We start from the raw sequence: 18,677 nt of genomic DNA, 5'->3' as shown, positions 1-18,677 counted from the left end.
GTCGTAGCTCTCTGAACTGGCCTTTCGCTGCTCTCCCGCCAGGACTCGAACCTGAAATGTCTGAACCAAAATCAGAAGTGTTGCCGATTACACCACGGGAGATCGAGCCCGGGCAGCAGCTGCGCGGGACCGTCGTTCAGCATTGTGCCACGGACGCTCCACGGGGGCGGCTCTCGTAGGATTGCGCCGACGCTCGACGCGAACGTACGACACGGCACGAGACCTCAGGAGCAGCGATGGCGAACGGTACAGCGGTGGTGATCCTCGCCGCGGGCGCGGGAACGCGGATGCGGTCGAAGACACCGAAGGTGCTGCACGCGATCGCCGGCCGCACGCTGTTGGGGCACGCCCTGCACGCCGCGGCGGGCACGGCGCCGGAGCACCTCGTGGTGGTCGTCGGGCACGACCGGGACCGGGTGTCCGCGGCCGCCCTCGCCACGGCGGGCGAGCTGGAGCACGAGATCCTCGTCGCGGTGCAGGAGGAGCAGCGCGGCACCGGCGACGCGGTGCAGGCAGGGCTCGGCGCCCTTCCGGCGGACTTCGCCGGCACCGTGATCGTCACGGCCGCCGACGTCCCCCTCCTCGACGCCAGGACCCTGCGGGAACTCCTCGACACGCACACCGGCGGCGAGGGCGCCGCGGTCACCGTCCTCACCACCGCGGTCGACGACCCGACGGGCTACGGCCGCGTGCTGCGCACGCAGGACGGGCAGGTCACCCAGATCGTCGAGCAGAAGGACGCGACCCCGGAGCAGCTCGCGATCACGGAGATCAACTCCGGCGTCTACGCCTTCGATCACGCGCAGCTCGTCGCCGCGCTGGCGCAGCTGCGCCCCGACAACTCGCAGGGCGAGCTGTACCTCACCGACGTCATCGGCATCGCCCGGGCGGCGGGCCAGCTGGTGCGCGGTGACCACGTCGACGACGAGATGCTGGTCGCGGGCTGCAACGACCGCATCCAGTTGTCCCGGCTCGGCCGCGAGCTGAACCGCCGGATCGTGGAGCGGCACCAGCTGGGCGGCGTCACCGTCGTCGATCCGGAGAGCACGTACATCGACGTCGACGTCGAGATCGCCCCCGACGTCGTGATCCACCCGGGCACCCACCTGCGGGGAGCCACCGTCGTCGCCGAGGACGCGGTCATCGGCCCCGACACCACGCTCGTCGACAGCGAGGTCGGCGCCGGCGCGACCGTGCTCCGCAGCGAGGTGCACCTGTCGGTGATCCGGGAGAACGCGACCGTAGGGCCCTTCAGCTACCTGCGGCCGAACACGGACCTCGGGCCGAAGGGCAAGATCGGCGCGTTCGCGGAGACCAAGAACGCGCAGATCGGAGCGGGGAGCAAGATCCCGCACCTGAGCTACGTCGGCGACGCGACCATCGGCGAGGGCAGCAACATCGGCTGCGCCACGGTGACGGTGAATTACGACGGAGTGAACAAACATCGAACGGTGATCGGCGACCACGTGCGCATCGGATCCGACACGATGCTCATCGCGCCGGTGGAGGTCGGCGACGGCGCGTACACCGGAGCGGGTACCGTGATCAAGCGCGACGTGCCGCCGGGAGCCCTGGCGGTCACCGCCGCGGATCAGCGGAACATCGAGGAATGGGTCCTGCACCGGCGTCCGGGCACGAGCTCGGCCGAGGCGGCCCAGCAGGCTATCGCGAGGATTGACGAGCAGTGAGCAACTGGATCGATAACCAGAAGAACCTGATGCTGTTCTCGGGGCGCGCCCACCCCGAGCTGGCGCAGCAGGTCGCCGACGAGCTCGGTGTGCAGGTCACCCCGCAGACGGCACGCGACTTCGCCAACGGCGAGATCTTCGTGCGCTTCGAGGAGTCGGTGCGCGGCAGCGACGCCTTCGTCCTGCAGAGCGCCCCCTTCCCGGTCAATCAGTGGATCATGGAGACGCTGATCATGATCGACGCGCTCAAGCGCGGCTCGGCGAAGCGGATCACGGCGATCCTGCCGTTCTACCCGTACGCCCGCCAGGACAAGAAGCACCGGGGCCGCGAGCCGATCTCGGCCCGCCTGGTCGCGGACCTGTTCAAGACCGCGGGCGCCGACCGGATCATCACGGTCGACCTGCACACCGACCAGATCCAGGGCTTCTTCGACGGGCCGGTCGACCACATGCACGCGCAGACCATGCTCGCCGACTACGTCCGCGAGCACTACGGCACCGAGAACATGGTGGTCGTCTCCCCCGACGCCGGCCGCGTCAAGGTCGGCGAGAAGTGGGCCGACGCCCTCGACGGCGCGCCGCTGGCCTTCGTGCACAAGACCCGCGACCCCAACGTCGCGAACCAGGTCAAGAGCAACCGCGTCGTCGGTGACGTCGCCGGCCGCACCTGCGTCCTGATCGACGACATGATCGACACCGGCGGCACCATCGCCGGCGCCGTGGGCGTGCTCAAGGAGGCCGGGGCCAAGGACGTGATCATCGCGACCACGCACGGCGTCTTCTCCGAGCCCGCCACCGAGCGCCTCGCGAACTGCGGTGCGCGCGAGGTGATCGCGACCAACACGCTGCCGATCCCGCCGGAGAAGCACTTCGACACCCTCACGGTGCTGCCGATCGCGCCGCTGCTGGCCCGCACCATCCGCGAGGTCTTCGAGAACGGCTCCGTCACGAGCCTGTTCAACGGCAACGCGTAGTCCTTCGTGGCGGGCCTCCGGGGCACGTTCCGGGCCGAGATATGGCTCTCGGAGGTCTTCGCCGCCTGCCGCTTCGTCTCGCTCCCGAACCATCTGGCCGATGAGATCGACGACACCGTCGACCGCTCGAAGCCCGGGTTCGGGAGCGTTCGCGTCTCCGTCACCATCGGCGGTACGAGCTGGGATACCTCGGTCTTTCCGGACGCGGCGCGCCGCACCTACGTACTGCCGCTGAAGAAGGCCGTCCGCATCGCGGAGGGCGTGGACATCGGCGACACCGTCGACGTGGACCTCGCGGTGCGGGGGTGACGCGACCACGGACTAGATTGGCGGGTATGGACGCGACGATCTACCACAACCCGAAGTGCAGCAAGTCCCGCCAGGCGCTCGCCCGGCTGGAGGAGTCCGGCGCGACGGTGACGGTGGTCAAGTACCTCGACCAGGTCCCGTCGAAGGCCGAGCTGGCGAAGCTGATCGCCGACGCCGGGCTCACCGTCCGGCAGGCCGTCCGTACCCGCGAGGCGGAGTACAAGGAGCTCGGCCTCGCCGACGCGTCGGACGACGCCCTGCTCGACGCGATGGTCGCGCACCCGCGGCTCATCGAGCGTCCGTTCGTGGTCACGGCCAAGGGAACCCGCATGGCCCGCCCCACCGAGGCCGTCGACGAGATCCTGTAGCGGAGGACGATGCTCTTCCGGCAGCTCGAGTACTTCGTCGCCCTCGCGCGCGAGCAGCATTTCGCGCGGGCGGCGAGAGCCTGCTACGTCTCGCAGCCCGCGCTGTCGGAGGCGATCCGCAAGCTCGAGCACGAGCTCAAGGTGCCGCTCGTGCTGCGCGGCGGGTCCTTCGAGGGCCTGACGCCCGAGGGCGAACGCCTGGTGCCGTGGGCGCGGCGCATCCTCGCCGATCGCGACGCCCTCGAACACGAGGTCACGGCTCTGCGCACCGGTCTCACCGGGGAGCTGAACCTCGGCGTGATCCCCGCCGCGGCGACCTCCGCCGCGCTGCTCACCGACCCGTTCTGCACCGCACACCCGCTGGTCCGCATCCGGGTGTGGGCGGGACTGCGCTCCGCCGACGTGGTCGCGCGGATCCGCCGCTTCGAGCTCGACGCGGGCATCGTCTACCCGGACGGCGTCGACATCGACGGGCTGTCGGTGACGCCGCTCTACACCGATCGGCTCGCGCTGATCGCTCGCGAGGATCTGCTCCCCGACGGTGACGGCCGCCTCGCGTGGGCGGACGCCGCGCAGCTGCCGATGTGCCTGCTGCACGAGGGCATGCACGGGCGGGACCTCGTCGACACGGCGGCCCGCGCGCACGGGGTGCGCCTGTCGCCCCGACTGGAGGCGGACTCCGTCGCCACGCTCCTCGCGATGGTCGGCGCCGGACGGTGGGCCTCGATCGTGCCGCGCGCGTGGATCGCGACGTACCGCGCACCGTCGGGCACGCGGACGGTGGAGTTGGAGGGGACCGAGGAACTCGCCACCTCCGTGGCCCTCGTGCGCGGCGCGGGCGAGCCGGAATCGGTCCTCGCGCGCGCCCTCGCGGAGAGCGCGCAGCGCCCCGGCTGAGCCCTCGCCTGCGGTGATCGGCGCCGCCTATCGGGCGAGCGGACACCCGTATTGGACGTGCACTCCCGAACGCGCGAAGGTGGATACCGAGGGACGAAATCCATTCTCCCCCTCGCCCATTCAAGGAGTGATCATGGCGAAGATCCTGTGTGTCCTGTATCCCGACCCGGTGACGGGCTACCCGCCCGAGTACGCCCGCGACTCCATCCCGCTGATCGAGGCCTACCCCGGCGGCCAGAGCCTCCCCTCCCCCGCGGCCATCGACTTCACGCCCGGCGAGTTGCTCGGCTGCGTCTCGGGCGAGCTGGGGCTGCGGACGTACCTGGAGGCCGCCGGCCACGAGTTGGTCGTCACCTCCGACAAGGACGGTCCCGAGTTCGAGCGGCATCTGGCCGAGGCGGAGGTCGTCATCTCGCAGCCCTTCTGGCCCGCCTACCTGTCGGCCGAGCGGATCGCGAAGGCCCCGAACCTCAAGCTCGCCCTCACCGCCGGCATCGGCTCGGACCACGTCGATCTGGATGCCGCGATCAAGGCCGGGATCACTGTCGCCGAGGTCACCTACAGCAACTCGATCAGCGTCGCCGAGCACGCGGTGATGCAGATCCTCACTCTGGTCCGCAACTTCGTGCCCTCCTACCAGTGGGTCATCGAGGGCGGCTGGAACATCGCCGACTGCGTCGAGCGGGCGTACGACCTCGAGGGCATGGACGTCGGCATCATCGCCGCGGGCCGCATCGGCCAGGCCGTGATGCGCCGCCTCGCGCCCTTCGGCGTGCGCCTGCATTACTTCGACACTCGGCGCCTGCCCCTGGAGCTCGAGCGGGAGCTGAACCTGACGTACCACGAGTCCGTCGAGTCGCTGGTGCGCTCGGTGGACGTGGTCGACATCCACGCCCCGCTGCACCCGAAGACCTATCACATGTTCGACGCCGACCTGCTCGCCACGATGCGCCGCGGCAGCTACATCGTCAACACCGCCCGTGCCGAGATCGTGGTCCGCGACGACGTCGTCGCCGCGCTCGAGTCGGGGCGGCTGGCGGGCTACGCCGGCGACGTCTGGTTCCCGCAGCCGCCGGCCGTCGACCACCCCTGGCGCACCATGCCGCACCACGCGATGACCCCGCACGTCTCCGGCACCACGCTCTCCGCGCAGGCCCGGTACGCCGCGGGCACCCGGGAGATCCTCGAGGACTTCTTCGCCGGCTCCCCGATCCGCGACGAGTACCTCATCGTGGACGGCGGCGCGCTGGCCGGCGTGGGGGCGAGCTCCTACACGGCCGACGGTTCCGCCAGCCCGGGCGCGCAGGCCTGATCGCCGGCGGTGCGGGCCCGGCCCGGCGACGGCTCAGCCGCGCCGCTCGGCCGGGCTCCGCACCAGGAGCGCGACGGCGACGCCGACGACCACGCCGATCACGGTGTCGACGCCGCGGTAGAGCAGCATCCGCACCGGATCGGTCGGGTCCGCCAGCTCGGTCATCAGCATGATCAACGGGGTGAAGAAGCCGATCGCGACGGCGTAGTGACGCGCCATGTACAGCTCCGTCGGGAACAGCAGCGCGATCGCCACGAGCGCCAGCGCGGTGGGCCCGGGGTCCAGGGCCAGCAGCGCCGCGGCGATCACGAGCCCGACGAAGGTCCCGATGGTGCGGTGGGTCGCGCGGGTGATCACCAGTCCCGCCTCCGCGTCGGAGGGCCTCCCCGCGTCGATCACCGCGAGCGGCACGGCGGCGGCCGCCATCGCCCAGTTCGCGTGATCGACACCGATCAGCACACCCACCCCGCCCGCGAGACCGACGGCGAGCGCGTAGCGCAGCGCGTGGATCCCCACGCCCGGCGCGGGTCGGCGCAGAACCAGTGCGATCCCGTCCCACCAGGGCCTGCCCCGAAAAGGATCCGGACGGCCGATCGCGCCGACCACGATCGCGAAGACGACCGTCGCGGCGCAGATCGCGAGCGCCTGCCAGGGCGGGGCGAGCCCCGCGGGCAGCGTCGCGGTCGCACCCATCGCGAAGAGGAAGAAGAACGGCCCGGCGGGGCGCAGTCGCACCGCATCGGAGAGGACGGAGCAGACCGTGGCGAAGACGACGCCGACGGCGACGAGCACCCAGGGCGGCGCCTGATGATGGGCGAGCGTGATGCCGAGGGCTTCGCCCGCGATGAGCAGGCCGCCGGCCTGCACCTGGTGCACGATCCGCGGCCGCCCGGACTCGCCGCGCCCGTACATGCCCGCGAAGGCGCCGAACTCGGCGTAGATCAGCAGCTCCGGCCGCCCCCAGGCGATCAGCGCCAGGCCGGGGACGAGGAGCGCGATCGCGACGCGGAGCGCGTGCCCGCCGTCGCGCAGGTCGGGCCGGTAGCGATCGGGGACGCGCATCTCCACCGGACGCCGCACGCGGGGCTACGCGTACGCGGCGAACACCGCGGCGAGGATCGCACACACGGCGGCGCCGCTGACCGCGCCGGCGGCGAGGAGTGCGTTCGTCGTGTAGGTCGCGTCCGAGGCGGGCCGGCGCGGCGTCGAGATCACGCACGCGGCCACCACACCCGCGAGCGCCGCCACTGCCAGCACCACCACTGCGATCCACGTCATGGTCGGCTCCCTCCAGTCGTGTGAACAACGCCCGTTACCGTCGAAACGGTATCGACGGACGTGCACGGACCATCATCGCACGCGCGGCATTTCGCGGTCCGGTGGACCGATCGTTCTTACTCCGCCACACCGTCCAGACCTGAGTTAGGGTGAAAATCGTGGTCCCGAATCAAGTTGTGATCTCGCCGTTGACCCACGCCGCGATGTTCATCGTGGCGACGATCGAGCGGGGGCGGGAGGACCGCGTCCACGACGCGCTCGACAATCTCTCCGGACTCACCCGCTCGGTCGGCTTCCGGTACCCCGAGAAGCATCTGTCGCTCACCACCTCGTTCGGCTCCGACGCCTGGGACCGCCTGTTCTCCGGCCCCAGGCCCAAGGACCTGCATCCGTTCATCCCGCTCGAGGGTCCGCGGCACAGCGCACCGTCGACCCCGGGCGACGTCCTGTTCCACGTCAAGGCCAGCACCCTCGACATGTGCTTCGAGCTGTCCTGGCGGATCCTCGACGCGCTCGGCGACGCGGTCACGGTGGTCGACGAGGTGCACGGCTTCCGGTTCTTCGACAACCGCGACCTGCTGGGCTTCGTCGACGGCACGGAGAACCCCGAGGGCGACGCGGCCGTGACCGCGACCCAAGTGGGACAAGAGGATCCCGCTTTCGCGGGCGGCAGTTACGTGCACGTGCAGAAGTACCTGCACGACATGTCGGCGTGGCGGGCGCTCTCCGTGGACGAGCAGGAGCGCGTGATCGGTCGCAGCAAGCTCGAGGACATCGAGATGGACGACGACGTGAAGCCCGCGGACTCGCACATCGCGCTCAACGTGATCGAGGACGAGAACGGAGAGCAGCTGCAGATCGTGCGGCAGAACATGCCCTTCGGCGAGCTCGGCACGAGCGAGTTCGGCACGTACTTCATCGGCTACTCCCGCGACCCCGGCGTCACCGAACAGATGCTGCGCAACATGTTCCTCGGCGATCCGGCCGGTAACACCGATCGGATCCTCGACTTCTCGACGGCACACACGGGCTGCCTGTTCTTCACCCCGTCGGGCGACTGGCTCGACGCACCGCCCGATCTCCCGACCCCCGCCGCCGCGGCGGACCCGACCGGATCGACCACGCCCGCCCCCGCCGACGGCTCGCTCGGCATCGGCGGCCTCAAGGAAAGGTAAGTCATGAACAACCTGCACCGTCACCTCGCGCCGGTCACCCCCGAGGCCTGGGAGGAGATCGAGACCGAGGCATCCCGCACCTTCAAGCGGAACATCGCCGGCCGCCGCGTCGTCGACGTCACCGGCCCCGACGGACCCGAGGCCGCCGCGGTCGGCACCGGTCGCCTCCTCCCCGTCGACGGCCCCGCCGCGGGCGTCCAGGCCCGCCTGCGCGAGAGCCGCCCGCTCGTGCGCCTGCGCGTGCCCTTCACCGTCTCGCGGGACGCGATCGACTCGGTCGAGCGCGGCGCGCAGGACGCGGACTGGGATCCGGTGAAGGACGCGGCGAAGCAGCTCGCCTACGCCGAGGACCGCGCCGTCTTCGAGGGCTACGCCGCCGCGTCGATCGAGGGCCTGCGGGCCTCCTCGTCGAACAAGGCGATCGCCCTGCCGAGCGACCCGGTCGACGTGCCGGACGCCGTCGCGAGTGCGCTCGAGGACCTGCGCCTCGCGGGCGTCGACGGGCCGTACTCCGTGCTGCTCTCCGCCGACGTCTACACCTCGATCAGCGAGACCACCGACCACGGCTACCCGATCCGGGAACAGCTCAAGCGGCTGGTGGACGGTGAGATCATCTGGGCGCCCGCGATCGACGGCGGCTTCGTCCTGACCACCCGCGGCGGGGACTACGAGCTGCGCCTGGGCACCGACGTCGAGATCGGCTACCTCAGTCACGACGCCGACACCGTGCAGCTGTACCTGCAGGAGACCTTCACCTTCCTCTCCTACACCGCGGAGGCCTCGGTTCCCCTGACCTGACCGCGGAGGACCCGCGCTCGACCTCCCCTCCGATCACCGAAGAAAGGCATTCCCATGAGTGAACTCGACGGCGTCTTCGACGACATCTTCCAGCGGTTCTTCGGCAACTCGGGGGGCCGGCCGGCCACCGCGCGGGTCGACCTCAACCGCCTCCTCAACGAGCAGGCGAAGGCCCTGCTCGCCGAGGCCCAGGTCGCGGCGTCCGACTGGGACAACCCGGAGATCACCCCCGAGCACATGCTCTACGCGGCGGCGATGAACGAGCCCACGCGCGACGTGATCTCCCGGCTCAAACTCGACCCGGACACCGTGGCCGCTGCGATGCGGGCCGCCGCGCAGGCGAGCACGAACCCCGCCGCGATGGACGGCGCACCGTCGCTGAGCCCCGCCTCGCGCCGCGCGCTGCGGGTGGCGCAGCAGTACGCCGCGCAGAACGGGCAGTCCTACGTCGGCCCCGAGCACATCCTGCTCGGCATCGCCGACAACCCCGACACCGTGGCCGCGCAGGCACTCTCCGGAGGGGGAATGGCCGCCGGACAGGCCCCGGGGAAGCCCGGGAAGGCCGGCAGGGCGGGCGCGGCGGGTCAGGCTCCGCAGCAGGAGAGTTCGACGCCGACGCTCGACGAGTACGGCCGCGACCTCACCGCCGAGGCCCGCGCCGGCAAGGTGGACCCGGTCGTCGGCCGCGCCGAGGAGATCGAGCAGACCATCGAGATCCTCTCGCGCCGCCGCAAGAACAACCCCGTGCTCATCGGCGACCCCGGCGTCGGCAAGACCGCGATCGTCGAGGGCCTCGCACAGCGCATCGTCAACGACGACGTGCCGAAGACGCTCGCGGGCCGCCGGGTCGTCGCGCTCGATGTGAGTTCGATGGTCGCGGGCAGCAAGTACCGCGGCGAGTTCGAGGAGCGCCTGACCAAGGTGCTCGACGAGGTGCGCGAGCACTCGGACGAGCTCGTGGTCTTCATCGACGAGCTGCACACGATCATCGGCGCCGGCGGTGGCGGCGAGGGATCCATGGACGCCGGCAACATGCTCAAGCCCGCGCTGGCGCGCGGCGAGCTGCACGCCATCGGCGCCACCACGATCGACGAGTACCGCAAGTACATCGAGAAGGACGCCGCCCTCGAGCGCCGCTTCCAGCCGGTGATGGTGAGCGAGCCGTCGGTGGACGACACCATCGAGATCCTGCGCGGCCTCATCGACGTGTACGAGGAGCACCACCAGGTGCGCTACGAGGACGCGGCGCTCGTCGCCGCGGCGGAGCTCTCGGACCGGTACATCACCGACCGCTTCATGCCGGACAAGGCGATCGACCTCGTCGACCAGGCCGGGGCCCGGGTCCGCCTGCGCACCAAGACCCCCGACGCGGACACCCGCTCGATCGAGGACGAGCTCGCCGCGCTGCGCCGCGAGAAGGACAGCGCGGTCGAGGGCGAGGACTACAAGGCGGCCGACGAACTCAAGGAGAAGATCGCCGACGCCGAGGGACGGCTCGCGGGCGCGGGCGGCAGCGAGGCCGAGCCCGAGGTCACCGTCGTCGACATCGCCGAGGTCGTCTCCCGCCGCACCGGGATCCCCGTCGCGGACCTGACCTCCGAGGAGCGCGAGAAGCTGCTGCGCCTGGAGGACGACCTGCACGACCGCGTGATCGGCCAGGACGAGGCCGTGCTCGCCGTGGCCGAGGCGGTGCGCCGCGCCCGCGCCGGCCTCAAGGATCCGAGCCGGCCCATCGGCTCGTTCCTGTTCCTCGGCCCGACGGGTGTGGGAAAGACCGAGCTCGCGAAGGCCCTGGCCGCCACGGTCTTCGGCGACGAGGACCGACTGATCCGCTTCGACATGAGCGAGTTCCAGGAGAAGCACACCGTCTCCCGCCTCGTGGGTGCGCCTCCCGGGTACGTCGGCTACGAGGAGGCCGGCCAGCTCACCGACAAGGTGCGCCGCCAGCCGTACTCGGTGATCCTGTTCGACGAGGTCGAGAAGGCCCACCCCGACGTCTTCAACGTGCTGCTGCAGCTGCTCGACGACGGCCGGGTGACCGACGCGCAGGGCCGCACCGTCGACTTCAAGAACACCATCGTGATCCTGACCTCGAACATCGGCGCCGATCTCATCCTCGACGCGCCGGAGGACGACTTCGAGTCGGTGATCCCGAAGGTCAAGGACCGGCTGCGGGCGCATTTCCGCCCCGAGTTCCTCAACCGCATCGACGACACCGTGATCTTCCACCGCCTCGACAAGGCGCAGCTCCGCAACATCGTCGAGCTGATCCTCGACGGCACCCGGCGCCTGTTGCGCGCCCAGGACGTGGAGCTCGATGTGACCGGCAAGGCCGAGGATTGGCTGGCGGACGAGGGATTCCAGCCGCAGTTCGGCGCCCGTCCGCTGCGGCGGACGGTGCAGAAGGAGCTCGACAACCGGCTGTCGTCGATGCTGCTCCGTGGCGACGTCCGCGCGGGCGACACCGTGCGCGTGGACGCCGACGACGACGGACTCGTGCTCGCGGTCGTGGAGAAGCACGCGGACGGCTCCGTCTCGGAGGGCTCCCTGCCCGCCGACGGTGGCGGGACCACGACGGAGAAGGAGCGACTGGAATGAGTACGCCGAACGATCCCGATCTCTCGCAGCTGGCGGAGACGCCGGCCGAGGCGGCGGCGGAGGCACAGCGGGCGGAGCTCGACGCCCGGGAAGCCGTGGGCGCCGACCTCGACGGGGACGACGAGGGCGTCCTCGCCGAGGAGGAGGGGCTCTCCTAGCCCTGTGCGGCGCCCGCGGCACCGCCCGGCGGTCGGCCCGACGGAGGATCCGGCGCCGGGCCCGGCCGGTGGACGGTGACCCGCTCTCCCCCGGACTCCTTGCTGCCCCGCAGCGCCTCATCCGCCCGCGCGGCGAGCGCGGAGAAGAACCTGCCGCGCTGGTCGAAGGTCTGCAGGGGGCCGGCGCCCGCGAGGTCCGCCGCGGCGATGCCCGCGCTGATCGACACCCGCTCCCCGTTCGCCAGCGTGGGCAGTCTCGCCTGCACCTGGGCGAGGCTCCGCTCGAGCTCGCGGCCGGGCAGCCCGGATACGATCGCGAACTCGTCGCCGCCGATCCGGGCGACGAGCGCATCCGGCGCGCCGGATCGCCGCAGCGCTGTCGCCACCGCGCGCAGAGCGGCGTCGCCGGCCAGATGCCCGTACACGTCGTTGATGAGTTTGAAGCGGTCGACGTCGATGATGCAGACCGCGATGCGCCCCGTGCTGGACCGCAACATCTCGTCGACCGCATCGCGGAACCCGGTCCGGTTGAGCAGGCCGGTCATCGCGTCCGTGGACGACGCCGTGAGGCTGGCCCGGATCAGTTGCTTGATCTGCCAGGTGTAGAGGTAGTTGAGGACCACGACACCACCGATGCCGAGGATGCTGACGGCGACCTGCGCGCTCACGGCGAGCGGCGTCGCGCCGTACACCTGGACGACCCGGACGCCCAGGAAGACGATGACGACGCTCGACACAACGAGGTGCATTGCGAGTGTGCGCGTGGTCAGGAAGTGCGCCGCGTAGGCGCCGACGGTGGCGAACAGGACGGTTCCCGCCAGCCCCGCCGCCGGGCTGTTGTACAACGCCAGGATGCTGGTGACGACGATGTCCGCGTACAGCACGAACAGCGTGCTGATCAGCTTCCGGCGCGGGCACGGATTCCACCACAGCGACGTCATCGGCAGGCGGCTCACGGCGAAGGCCGCCGGGACGCCGGAGAGGAACAGGGCGCCGAGAGCCACCGCCCGGGCCGTCGATTCACCGGCTCCTTCGGGGGTGAAGATCATGGCGACCCCGAAGAGCCCGACGCACACCGTGAACCCCGCCACCGAGTACCGCCAGACGAAGTCGCTGACGACGGCGTGCCGCCGCAACCGGTTGAACGCCAGGCCGAGCTCGTCGCCGGTGCGGCCGGGATGGTCCCCAGGGATCTCCATAATGCCGCCGAGGGTAGCAAGAGTAAATGCTTGGTAATGACACGTAAAACTGTTCTTGACCGTTATGGGAAGGTCGCCTGAACAGCACGGACCCTGCGCGTGGGCCTCAAACCCCCGGATGGCGGGCGGAGCGCCTCCTAGACCAGGGTGTCGCGGAAGAGCTGGATCACGTCGTCGAGTGCCCGGCGGGTGGGCTGTCCCGGCTCATCGATGAGGTGTTCGGTGAGCACGGAATGGGGTGGAGTCAGCGCGTCGGGGTTGGCAGCGGCGTCGTCGATCTCGACGGCGACGAAGCCGTCGCCGAGCTGCTCGCGGAGGAAGTCGAAGCGCTCGCCGGGAACCATGAAGTCGCGCTTGAAGCGCAGGCCCATGACCTTGAGGCCCTGCTTGGCGCAGCGGACCTTGACGGTGTCGAGGTCCTGCGGGGAGATGTCGATGGTGCGGCCGGTGCCGGGGATCGGGCGGAAGGGCAGCGAGGGCTGACTGAGCACGGGCGCGAGCATCACGTCGTCGACGGCCATGCCGAGCGCGAATCCGCCGGTGAAGCACATGCCCACCGCGCCGACGCCCCTGCCGCCGCACCGCTCGTGCTCCTGCCGGGCGAGCGCTCGCAGCCAGACGACCACCGGTGAGGACTTGCCCGTGGCGAGGATGGTGAACTCGCGGCTCACGCACAGCGAGCCCGCGAGCTTCGCCATGTTCTTCGCGGTCCCGGCGTAGCCGATCGCCTTGGGATTGGCGGCGTCGAGGCCCGGGGTGCCGAACAGGTGCGGCAGCACCGCGGTGAAGCCCGCGTCGACGACCTTCCGCGCGAAGTCGAGCACCTTCGGGGTGATGCCCGGGATCTCGGCGATCACGATGACCGCGGGGCCGGAGCCCTTGCGGTAGACGTCGTGCGTGACGCCGGCGTCGGTGAAGGACTCCTGGGAGAAGTCGGCGAGGTTGGCGGCTGCTACGGCTGTGAGGTCCACGAGCCCATCGTGCCCCACCCTCAGCGCAGGCGCTGGGAGACCGCTTCGAGCGCGGGCCAGGGGTCGTCACCGAGCGCCTGCACGGCGACGTGATCGGCGCCCGCGTCGAGGTGGGCGCGCACGCCCGCGGCGATCGCGTCGCCGTCACCGTGCACGGCCAGGACGTCCACGAGGCGATCGCTACCGGGGCGCTCGAGGTCGGCATCGTCGAAGCCGAGTCGCCGCAGGTTGGCGACGTAGTTCCGCAGCCGGAGGTAGAAGTCGACGGTCTTGCGGCCCACCTCCCGCCCGCGCGCCTCGTCCTCGTCGAGGACGACCTTCTGCTCGGGTGCGAGCAGCACGCCGTCGCCGAGGATCTCGCGGGCGCTGCGCGTGTGCTCGGGCGAGGTCAGGTACGGGTGCGCGCCGGCCGTGCGATCGGCGGCGAGGCGCAGCACCTTGGGACCGAGCGCGGCGAGCACCGTCTGCGCCTTCGGCACGCCCTCGGCGGCGAGCACGTCCAGGTAGTCGACGAGCGCCTGGTACGGGGTGCGGTAGTCGGCGGTGGCCTCACGGTGGCCGGCACCGATCCCGAGCACGAAGCGGCCGGGATACTTCGTCTCGATGCGGTGGAAGGCCGCGGCCGCCGACCGCGCGTCGTCCTGCCAGATGTTGAGGATGCCGGTCGCGACCACGAGGTTCTCGGTCGCGTCGAGCAGCGGGTCCACCACCGCGAGGTCGCCACCGGGCGAACCGCCCAGCCACACCGTGCCGTAGCCCAGTTCCTCGGCCCGCGCCGCGAAGGCACCGTCGACCTGTGTCGCGCCGCGCCAGATACCCAACCTGCCCAGAGTCGTCATGGCCGGTGCAACACCGGCCGGGGCGCGATCCTTCCCCTCAGATCACCGCGCGCGGAAGGGTGGGCCGGGCCGGGGCGTAGACCGCGCCCGCGATCGCGCGGGCGGCCGCTCGCACGACCGCCCGGACGTCGGCCTCGTCGCGCCAGGCGACGATGCGTCCGCCGGCCACCTCGAAGGTGCCTCGGACCTGGAACTGGAGGCGCAGCGGCCCGCAGACGAGGGCGGTCACCCGTTCGGTCACCGCGGCCGCGCAGCCGGACTGCTCCGACGTCAACAGCACCGCCTGCATCGCGACCCGCGTCCGCGCATGCCAGCGGAAGTGGCGGGCGATCGCCGCACGCCCGCGCAGGGGTCGGCCGCCGGTGCGCCGGTACACGACGTTCTTCGCCAGCAGCCGCTCGGCGATGTCGTAGTCGCCACTGCCGAGGGCATCGACGAAGCGCTCCGCGACGTCCTGCGGAGACCACAGCGGGGCGTTGTTCACGTGATCGATGGTGCCCATGTGGCGTGGACGCCGCACGAACTGGACATGACGTAATGGCGAAGCTTCGATTTCGCTCCTGAGCGGGGGGTTCGGTAGACTGTGCGACGACCTTCTCGGCGAGGGCGGCCCAGGCCGCCGTGATCGACGCGAACGGCACTTCCTCCCGCGGATCCGCGTGGCGCAGTGCGGACCGCCTCGACGACGTCGAGGCCGATCCACCGCACTTCAGGAGCATCATGTCCGACACCAACAAGCTCGTCGCCACCGTCCGCACCGAGTTCGGCAAGGGCGCCGCCCGCCGCGCCCGCCGCGACGGCCTCGTCCCCGTGGTCCTCTACGGCCACGGCACCGACCCGCAGCACTTCACCGTCGTCGCCCGCGACTTCGCCACCATCCTCCGTAAGGACGGCACCAACGCCGTGCTGAGCCTGGACATCGACGGCAAGGAGCAGCTCGCGCTGACCAAGCAGGTCGTCGTGCACCCGCTGCGCAACTACATCGAGCACACCGACCTCCTCGTCATCAAGAAGGGCGAGAAGGTCACCGTCTCCGTGCCCGTCCTGGTCGAGGGCGAGCCCGCCGGCGGCACCCAGGTCGCGCAGGATCTCAACGAGGTCGAGATCGAGGCCGACGCGCTGAACATCCCCGAGAACATCGTGGTGAACGTGCACAACTTCGAGGTCGGCACCCAGGTCACCGCCGGTGACCTGAAGGTTCCCGCCGGTGTCACCGTGCTCACCGACGCCGAGGCGCTGATCATCAACATCACCGAGATCGCCGCCGCCGACACCCCGTCCGAGGACGAGGCCGAGGGCGACGCCGCCGCCGAGGCTGCCGAGTAACTCGATGACCGACCGGCCACTCATCGTCGTGGGGCTGGGTAACCCCGGCGAGAAGTACGCCGGTACCCGGCACAACATCGGCTTCGACGTGGTCGACGAGCTCGCATCGCGCGCCCGCACCTCCTACTCCCGACACAAGAAGTCGGGCGCGGAGGTCGCGGGCGCGCGGCTCGTCGGCCGCCAGGTGTACCTGGCGAAGCCGCAGTCCTTCATGAACCTGTCCGGCCAGCCGACCGCTGCGCTCGCCCGGTTCTACTCGGTCGAGCCCACCGACGTCATCGCCGTGCACGACGAGCTGGACATCGACTTCGGCCTGGTCCGGCTCAAGCGCGGCGGCGGCGAGGGCGGCCACAACGGGCTGCGCTCGCTGACTCAGCACCTGGGCACGAAGGACTACCTGCGCGTGCGGGCCGGGATCGGGCGCCCCCCGGGCCGCCAGGACCCCGCCGACTACGTGCTCAAGCCCTTCGCCAAGGCGGAGAAGCCCGAGGTGCCCCTCCTCGTGACCAACGCCGCCGATGCCGTCGAACTGCTGATCCGCGACGGCCTCGAGTCCGCGCAGAACACGGTGCACGCCTGGTGATCACCTTCCGGCGGGTCACGCGCGCGGACTTTCCACTCCTCGCGTCGTGGCTCGCCGAGCCGCACAACCGGCGGTGGTGGCACCACGAGACCTCCCCCGAGGCGGTCGAGCGCGACTTCGGGCCCTCCGTCGACGGCCTCGAGCCCTCCCAGGACTGGCTCGGGCTCGACGGTGCCGGGGTCCCGTTCGGGCTGATCCAGCGGCAGCGGTGGATCGACTACGCGGACGAGCCGGAGACCGTCGCGGTCGATTCGCTGGTCGCGCTCGGTCCCGCCGACTGGGGCGTCGACTACCTGATCGGCTCCCCCGCCGCGACCGGCCGCGGGCTCGGCACGGCCATGATCGCGGCGATGTGCACCGAGATCTTCTCCGCACTCGGTGGGGAGCGCGTCGTGGTCGCCGTCGCCGCCGGGAACCGTCGCTCCTGGCGGGCCCTGGAGCGCGCGGGCTTCACCCTCGTGGGCCACGTCGACATCCCACCCGACAACCCCGTCGACCCGCCGGACCACGTGGTCTACGCGCTTTCCCGCCCCGCCTGACCGCGACACGCTCTACCTGCGGATACGGGTACACTGGTTCCTCGTGAGTTCCATTGCCGACGAGGTCTCCCGCCGCCGCACCTTCGCCATCATCAGCCACCCCGACGCGGGCAAGTCGACGATGACGGAGGCCCTGGCGCTGCACGCCCGGGTGATCAACGAGGCGGGCGCGATCCACGGCAAGGCCGGACGCAAGTCGACCGTCTCCGACTGGATGGAGATGGAGAAGGCGCGCGGCATCTCGGTGAGCTCGACCGCGCTCCAGTTCAACTACACCTCGTCCGGGGCCGACGACGACGCCGAGCCGTCGGTGATCAACCTCGTCGACACCCCCGGGCACGCCGACTTCTCCGAGGACACCTACCGCGTGCTGACGGCGGTCGATGCGGCCGTGATGCTCATCGACGCCGCGAAGGGACTGGAGCCGCAGACGCTCAAGCTCTTCCAGGTGTGCCGGCACCGCGGGATCCCCGTCATCACCGTGATCAACAAGTGGGACCGGCCCGGTCGCACGCCGCTGGAGCTGCTCGACGAGATCTCCGAGCGCATCGGCCTCACGCCCACTCCCCTGTTCTGGCCCGTCGGCATCGCGGGCGACTTCCGCGGCCTGCGCGATGTGCGCAAGGACGAGTACGTGCACTTCACGCGCACGGCCGGCGGCGCGAAGATCGCTCCCGAGGAACATCTTTCGACCGATGCGGCACTCGACCGCGAGGGCGACGTCTGGGCCGAGGCGGTCGAGGAGACCGAGCTGATGACGGAGATGGGGCAGGGGCACGACCAGGAGATGTTCCTGGCGGGGCAGACCTCCCCGGTGATCTTCACCTCGGCGATCCTCAATTTCGGTGTGCGACAGCTCCTGGAGGCGCTGGTCGAGCTGGCCCCCGCACCGCACTCGCGGGAGAGCACCGAGGGTACGCTGCGCGAGGTCACGGATCCGTTCAGCGCCGTGGTCTTCAAGGTGCAGGCCGGTATGGACGCCGCGCACCGGGATCGCCTGGCGTTCATGCGGATCGTCTCCGGCGAGTTCGAGCGCGGGATGGTCGTCCAGCACGCGCAGACCGGTAAACCCTTCGCCACGAAGTACGCGATGACCGTGGTCGGCCGCGATCGCGAGACCGTCGAGACGGCCTACCCCGGCGACGTGGTGGGCCTCGTCAACGCCAACGCGCTCGCCCCCGGCGACACGCTCTACGACGGCGCCAAGGTGCAGTTCCCGCCGATCCCGTCGTTCGCACCGGAGCACTTCGCCGTGGTCCGCGCCGATTCGGCGGGCAAGTACAAGCAGTTCCGCAAGGGCATCGAGCAACTGGGCACCGAGGGCGTCGTGCAGCTGCTGCGCAACGACGTCCGCGGCGACGCCTCGCCCGTGATGGCCGCCGTCGGGCCGATGCAGTTCGAGGTGGTGGTCGCCCGCATGAAGACGGAGTTCAACGTCGACGTGCAGGTCGAGCACCTCGGCTACTCCGTCGCGCGGCGGACCGATTCCGCCAGCGCCGACGAGCTCAACCGGCAGCGCGGCGTCGAGGTCTTCGAACGCAACGACGGTGCGCTGCTGGCCCTGTTCTCGGACAAGTGGCGGCTGCAGTACATCGAGAAGGAGCACCCCGCGCTCACACTCGACCCCCTGGTCGCCGCTGCCGACTGACCCTCGTCGCGCGCGGT

The 18,677-nt window shown here is 70.7% G+C and carries 20 protein-coding genes and 1 tRNA gene; 14 read left to right on the top strand and 7 right to left on the bottom strand.

The genetic code is table 11. The features are described 5' to 3' along the window. Nucleotides 1–30: 30 nt before the first annotated feature. Nucleotides 31–102: transfer RNA gene (locus FK530_RS06660), tRNA-Gln, on the bottom strand. 134 nt (nucleotides 103–236) lie between these two features. Between FK530_RS06660 and glmU the strand changes: the two genes are divergently transcribed. The 6 genes from glmU to FK530_RS06630 all read left to right on the top strand — a co-directional run bounded on the left by glmU (nucleotide 237) and on the right by FK530_RS06630 (nucleotide 5,548). Further along, entirely contained in the window at nucleotides 237–1,688 is a 1,452-nt protein-coding gene (glmU, locus tag FK530_RS06655) for a bifunctional UDP-N-acetylglucosamine diphosphorylase/glucosamine-1-phosphate N-acetyltransferase GlmU (protein WP_146486214.1), read from the top strand. Next, the gene (locus FK530_RS06650; protein WP_146486213.1) at nucleotides 1,685–2,662 is read left to right on the top strand and encodes a ribose-phosphate diphosphokinase; all 978 of its coding nucleotides are present in this window, start codon (nucleotides 1,685–1,687) and stop codon (nucleotides 2,660–2,662) included. Before glmU ends, FK530_RS06650 begins: the two co-directional genes overlap by 4 nt. 6 nt (nucleotides 2,663–2,668) lie before the next feature. Continuing rightward, on the top strand, nucleotides 2,669–2,971 hold the full coding sequence (locus tag FK530_RS06645) for a DUF1905 domain-containing protein (protein WP_146486212.1): 303 nt from the start codon (nucleotides 2,669–2,671) through the stop codon (nucleotides 2,969–2,971). A gap of 26 nt (nucleotides 2,972–2,997) precedes the next feature. After that, a complete protein-coding gene (gene arsC / locus FK530_RS26320; RefSeq protein WP_146486211.1) occupies nucleotides 2,998–3,339 on the top strand; it encodes an arsenate reductase (glutaredoxin) in 342 nt (113 codons plus the stop codon). Between the two features lie 9 nt (nucleotides 3,340–3,348). Then, nucleotides 3,349–4,236 carry a LysR family transcriptional regulator gene (locus FK530_RS06635; RefSeq protein WP_146486210.1) on the top strand — a complete coding sequence of 296 codons (888 nt, stop codon included), beginning with the start codon at nucleotides 3,349–3,351 and terminating at the stop codon, nucleotides 4,234–4,236. A 133-nt stretch (nucleotides 4,237–4,369) separates the two neighbouring features. Further along, nucleotides 4,370–5,548: an NAD-dependent formate dehydrogenase gene (locus FK530_RS06630; protein ID WP_146486209.1), complete on the top strand. Its 1,179-nt coding sequence runs from the start codon at nucleotides 4,370–4,372 to the stop codon at nucleotides 5,546–5,548. 33 nt (nucleotides 5,549–5,581) lie between these two features. Here FK530_RS06630 and FK530_RS06625 read toward each other — a convergent pair whose 3' ends face one another. Both FK530_RS06625 and FK530_RS06620 read right to left on the bottom strand, forming a co-directional pair. After that, on the bottom strand, nucleotides 5,582–6,610 hold the full coding sequence (locus FK530_RS06625; RefSeq protein ID WP_146486328.1) for an FUSC family protein: 1,029 nt from the start codon (nucleotides 6,608–6,610) through the stop codon (nucleotides 5,582–5,584). 24 nt (nucleotides 6,611–6,634) lie between these two features. Further along, on the bottom strand, nucleotides 6,635–6,826 hold the full coding sequence (locus FK530_RS06620) for a hypothetical protein (RefSeq protein WP_126194823.1): 192 nt from the start codon (nucleotides 6,824–6,826) through the stop codon (nucleotides 6,635–6,637). A 149-nt stretch (nucleotides 6,827–6,975) separates the two neighbouring features. Here FK530_RS06620 and FK530_RS06615 point away from each other — a divergent pair, with 149 nt between their 5' ends. Genes FK530_RS06615 through FK530_RS25775 form a run of 4 tightly spaced genes read left to right on the top strand, consistent with a single transcriptional unit; the run spans nucleotide 6,976 to nucleotide 11,555 of the window. Beyond that, on the top strand, nucleotides 6,976–8,001 hold the full coding sequence (locus FK530_RS06615; RefSeq protein WP_146486208.1) for a Dyp-type peroxidase: 1,026 nt from the start codon (nucleotides 6,976–6,978) through the stop codon (nucleotides 7,999–8,001). Between the two features lie 3 nt (nucleotides 8,002–8,004). Then, complete coding sequence (locus tag FK530_RS06610) at nucleotides 8,005–8,799, top strand: family 1 encapsulin nanocompartment shell protein (RefSeq protein WP_146486207.1); 795 nt, start codon at nucleotides 8,005–8,007, stop codon at nucleotides 8,797–8,799. Nucleotides 8,800–8,853: 54 nt separating this feature from the next. After that, nucleotides 8,854–11,397 carry an ATP-dependent Clp protease ATP-binding subunit gene (locus tag FK530_RS06605; RefSeq protein ID WP_146486206.1) on the top strand — a complete coding sequence of 848 codons (2,544 nt, stop codon included), beginning with the start codon at nucleotides 8,854–8,856 and terminating at the stop codon, nucleotides 11,395–11,397. Continuing rightward, the gene (locus FK530_RS25775) at nucleotides 11,394–11,555 is read left to right on the top strand and encodes a hypothetical protein (protein ID WP_158645037.1); all 162 of its coding nucleotides are present in this window, start codon (nucleotides 11,394–11,396) and stop codon (nucleotides 11,553–11,555) included. Before FK530_RS06605 ends, FK530_RS25775 begins: the two co-directional genes overlap by 4 nt. On the opposite strand, the gene FK530_RS06600 is transcribed toward FK530_RS25775, so the two are convergent. From FK530_RS06600 to FK530_RS06585, 4 genes are all read right to left on the bottom strand, one after another. Next, nucleotides 11,552–12,754 (bottom strand): GGDEF domain-containing protein, encoded by a 1,203-nt coding sequence (locus tag FK530_RS06600; RefSeq protein ID WP_146486205.1) that lies wholly within the window; start codon nucleotides 12,752–12,754, stop codon nucleotides 11,552–11,554. The genes FK530_RS25775 and FK530_RS06600 overlap by 4 nt on opposite strands. A 137-nt stretch (nucleotides 12,755–12,891) precedes the next feature. After that, nucleotides 12,892–13,725, bottom strand: coding sequence for a dienelactone hydrolase family protein (locus tag FK530_RS06595; protein WP_231706517.1), 834 nt, complete (start codon nucleotides 13,723–13,725; stop codon nucleotides 12,892–12,894). Nucleotides 13,726–13,745: 20 nt separating this feature from the next. Beyond that, nucleotides 13,746–14,564 carry an LLM class F420-dependent oxidoreductase gene (locus FK530_RS06590; RefSeq protein ID WP_146486203.1) on the bottom strand — a complete coding sequence of 273 codons (819 nt, stop codon included), beginning with the start codon at nucleotides 14,562–14,564 and terminating at the stop codon, nucleotides 13,746–13,748. Nucleotides 14,565–14,601: 37 nt separating this feature from the next. Next, nucleotides 14,602–15,048 (bottom strand): limonene-1,2-epoxide hydrolase family protein, encoded by a 447-nt coding sequence (locus FK530_RS06585; protein WP_158645036.1) that lies wholly within the window; start codon nucleotides 15,046–15,048, stop codon nucleotides 14,602–14,604. A gap of 236 nt (nucleotides 15,049–15,284) precedes the next feature. Between FK530_RS06585 and FK530_RS06580 the strand changes: the two genes are divergently transcribed. Genes FK530_RS06580 through FK530_RS06565 form a run of 4 tightly spaced genes read left to right on the top strand, consistent with a single transcriptional unit; the run spans nucleotide 15,285 to nucleotide 18,660 of the window. Beyond that, nucleotides 15,285–15,890 (top strand): 50S ribosomal protein L25/general stress protein Ctc, encoded by a 606-nt coding sequence (locus tag FK530_RS06580; protein WP_146486201.1) that lies wholly within the window; start codon nucleotides 15,285–15,287, stop codon nucleotides 15,888–15,890. 4 nt (nucleotides 15,891–15,894) lie between these two features. Next, nucleotides 15,895–16,473, top strand: a complete 579-nt coding sequence (gene pth / locus FK530_RS06575) for an aminoacyl-tRNA hydrolase (protein WP_146486200.1) — start codon at nucleotides 15,895–15,897, stop codon at nucleotides 16,471–16,473. After that, nucleotides 16,470–17,012, top strand: a complete 543-nt coding sequence (locus FK530_RS06570; RefSeq protein WP_146486199.1) for a GNAT family N-acetyltransferase — start codon at nucleotides 16,470–16,472, stop codon at nucleotides 17,010–17,012. Before pth ends, FK530_RS06570 begins: the two co-directional genes overlap by 4 nt. Before the next feature lie 43 nt (nucleotides 17,013–17,055). Then, nucleotides 17,056–18,660, top strand: coding sequence for a peptide chain release factor 3 (locus FK530_RS06565; RefSeq protein WP_231706516.1), 1,605 nt, complete (start codon nucleotides 17,056–17,058; stop codon nucleotides 18,658–18,660). Nucleotides 18,661–18,677 lie beyond the last annotated feature (17 nt).

The sequence above is a fragment of the Tsukamurella conjunctivitidis genome, assembly GCF_007858475.1.
GTDB classification, from domain to species: Bacteria; Actinomycetota; Actinomycetes; order Mycobacteriales; family Mycobacteriaceae; genus Tsukamurella; species Tsukamurella conjunctivitidis.
This window is presented reverse-complemented; position numbering and strand designations above follow the sequence as displayed.

What these genes read in the sequence shown, in the direction of transcription:
- glmU (WP_146486214.1), top strand. Translation starts at nt 237, where the DNA reads ATGGCGAACGGTACAGCGGTGGTGATCCTCGCCGCGGGCGCGGGAACG.
- arsC (WP_146486211.1), top strand. Translation starts at nt 2,998, where the DNA reads ATGGACGCGACGATCTACCACAACCCGAAGTGCAGCAAGTCCCGCCAG.
- FK530_RS06635 (WP_146486210.1), top strand. Translation starts at nt 3,349, where the DNA reads ATGCTCTTCCGGCAGCTCGAGTACTTCGTCGCCCTCGCGCGCGAGCAG.
- FK530_RS06630 (WP_146486209.1), top strand. Translation starts at nt 4,370, where the DNA reads ATGGCGAAGATCCTGTGTGTCCTGTATCCCGACCCGGTGACGGGCTAC.
- FK530_RS06625 (WP_146486328.1), bottom strand. Translation starts at nt 6,610, where the DNA reads ATGCGCGTCCCCGATCGCTACCGGCCCGACCTGCGCGACGGCGGGCAC.
- FK530_RS06620 (WP_126194823.1), bottom strand. Translation starts at nt 6,826, where the DNA reads ATGACGTGGATCGCAGTGGTGGTGCTGGCAGTGGCGGCGCTCGCGGGT.
- FK530_RS06610 (WP_146486207.1), top strand. Translation starts at nt 8,005, where the DNA reads ATGAACAACCTGCACCGTCACCTCGCGCCGGTCACCCCCGAGGCCTGG.
- FK530_RS06605 (WP_146486206.1), top strand. Translation starts at nt 8,854, where the DNA reads ATGAGTGAACTCGACGGCGTCTTCGACGACATCTTCCAGCGGTTCTTC.
- FK530_RS25775 (WP_158645037.1), top strand. Translation starts at nt 11,394, where the DNA reads ATGAGTACGCCGAACGATCCCGATCTCTCGCAGCTGGCGGAGACGCCG.
- FK530_RS06600 (WP_146486205.1), bottom strand. Translation starts at nt 12,754, where the DNA reads ATGGAGATCCCTGGGGACCATCCCGGCCGCACCGGCGACGAGCTCGGC.
- FK530_RS06590 (WP_146486203.1), bottom strand. Translation starts at nt 14,564, where the DNA reads ATGACGACTCTGGGCAGGTTGGGTATCTGGCGCGGCGCGACACAGGTC.
- FK530_RS06580 (WP_146486201.1), top strand. Translation starts at nt 15,285, where the DNA reads ATGTCCGACACCAACAAGCTCGTCGCCACCGTCCGCACCGAGTTCGGC.
- pth (WP_146486200.1), top strand. Translation starts at nt 15,895, where the DNA reads ATGACCGACCGGCCACTCATCGTCGTGGGGCTGGGTAACCCCGGCGAG.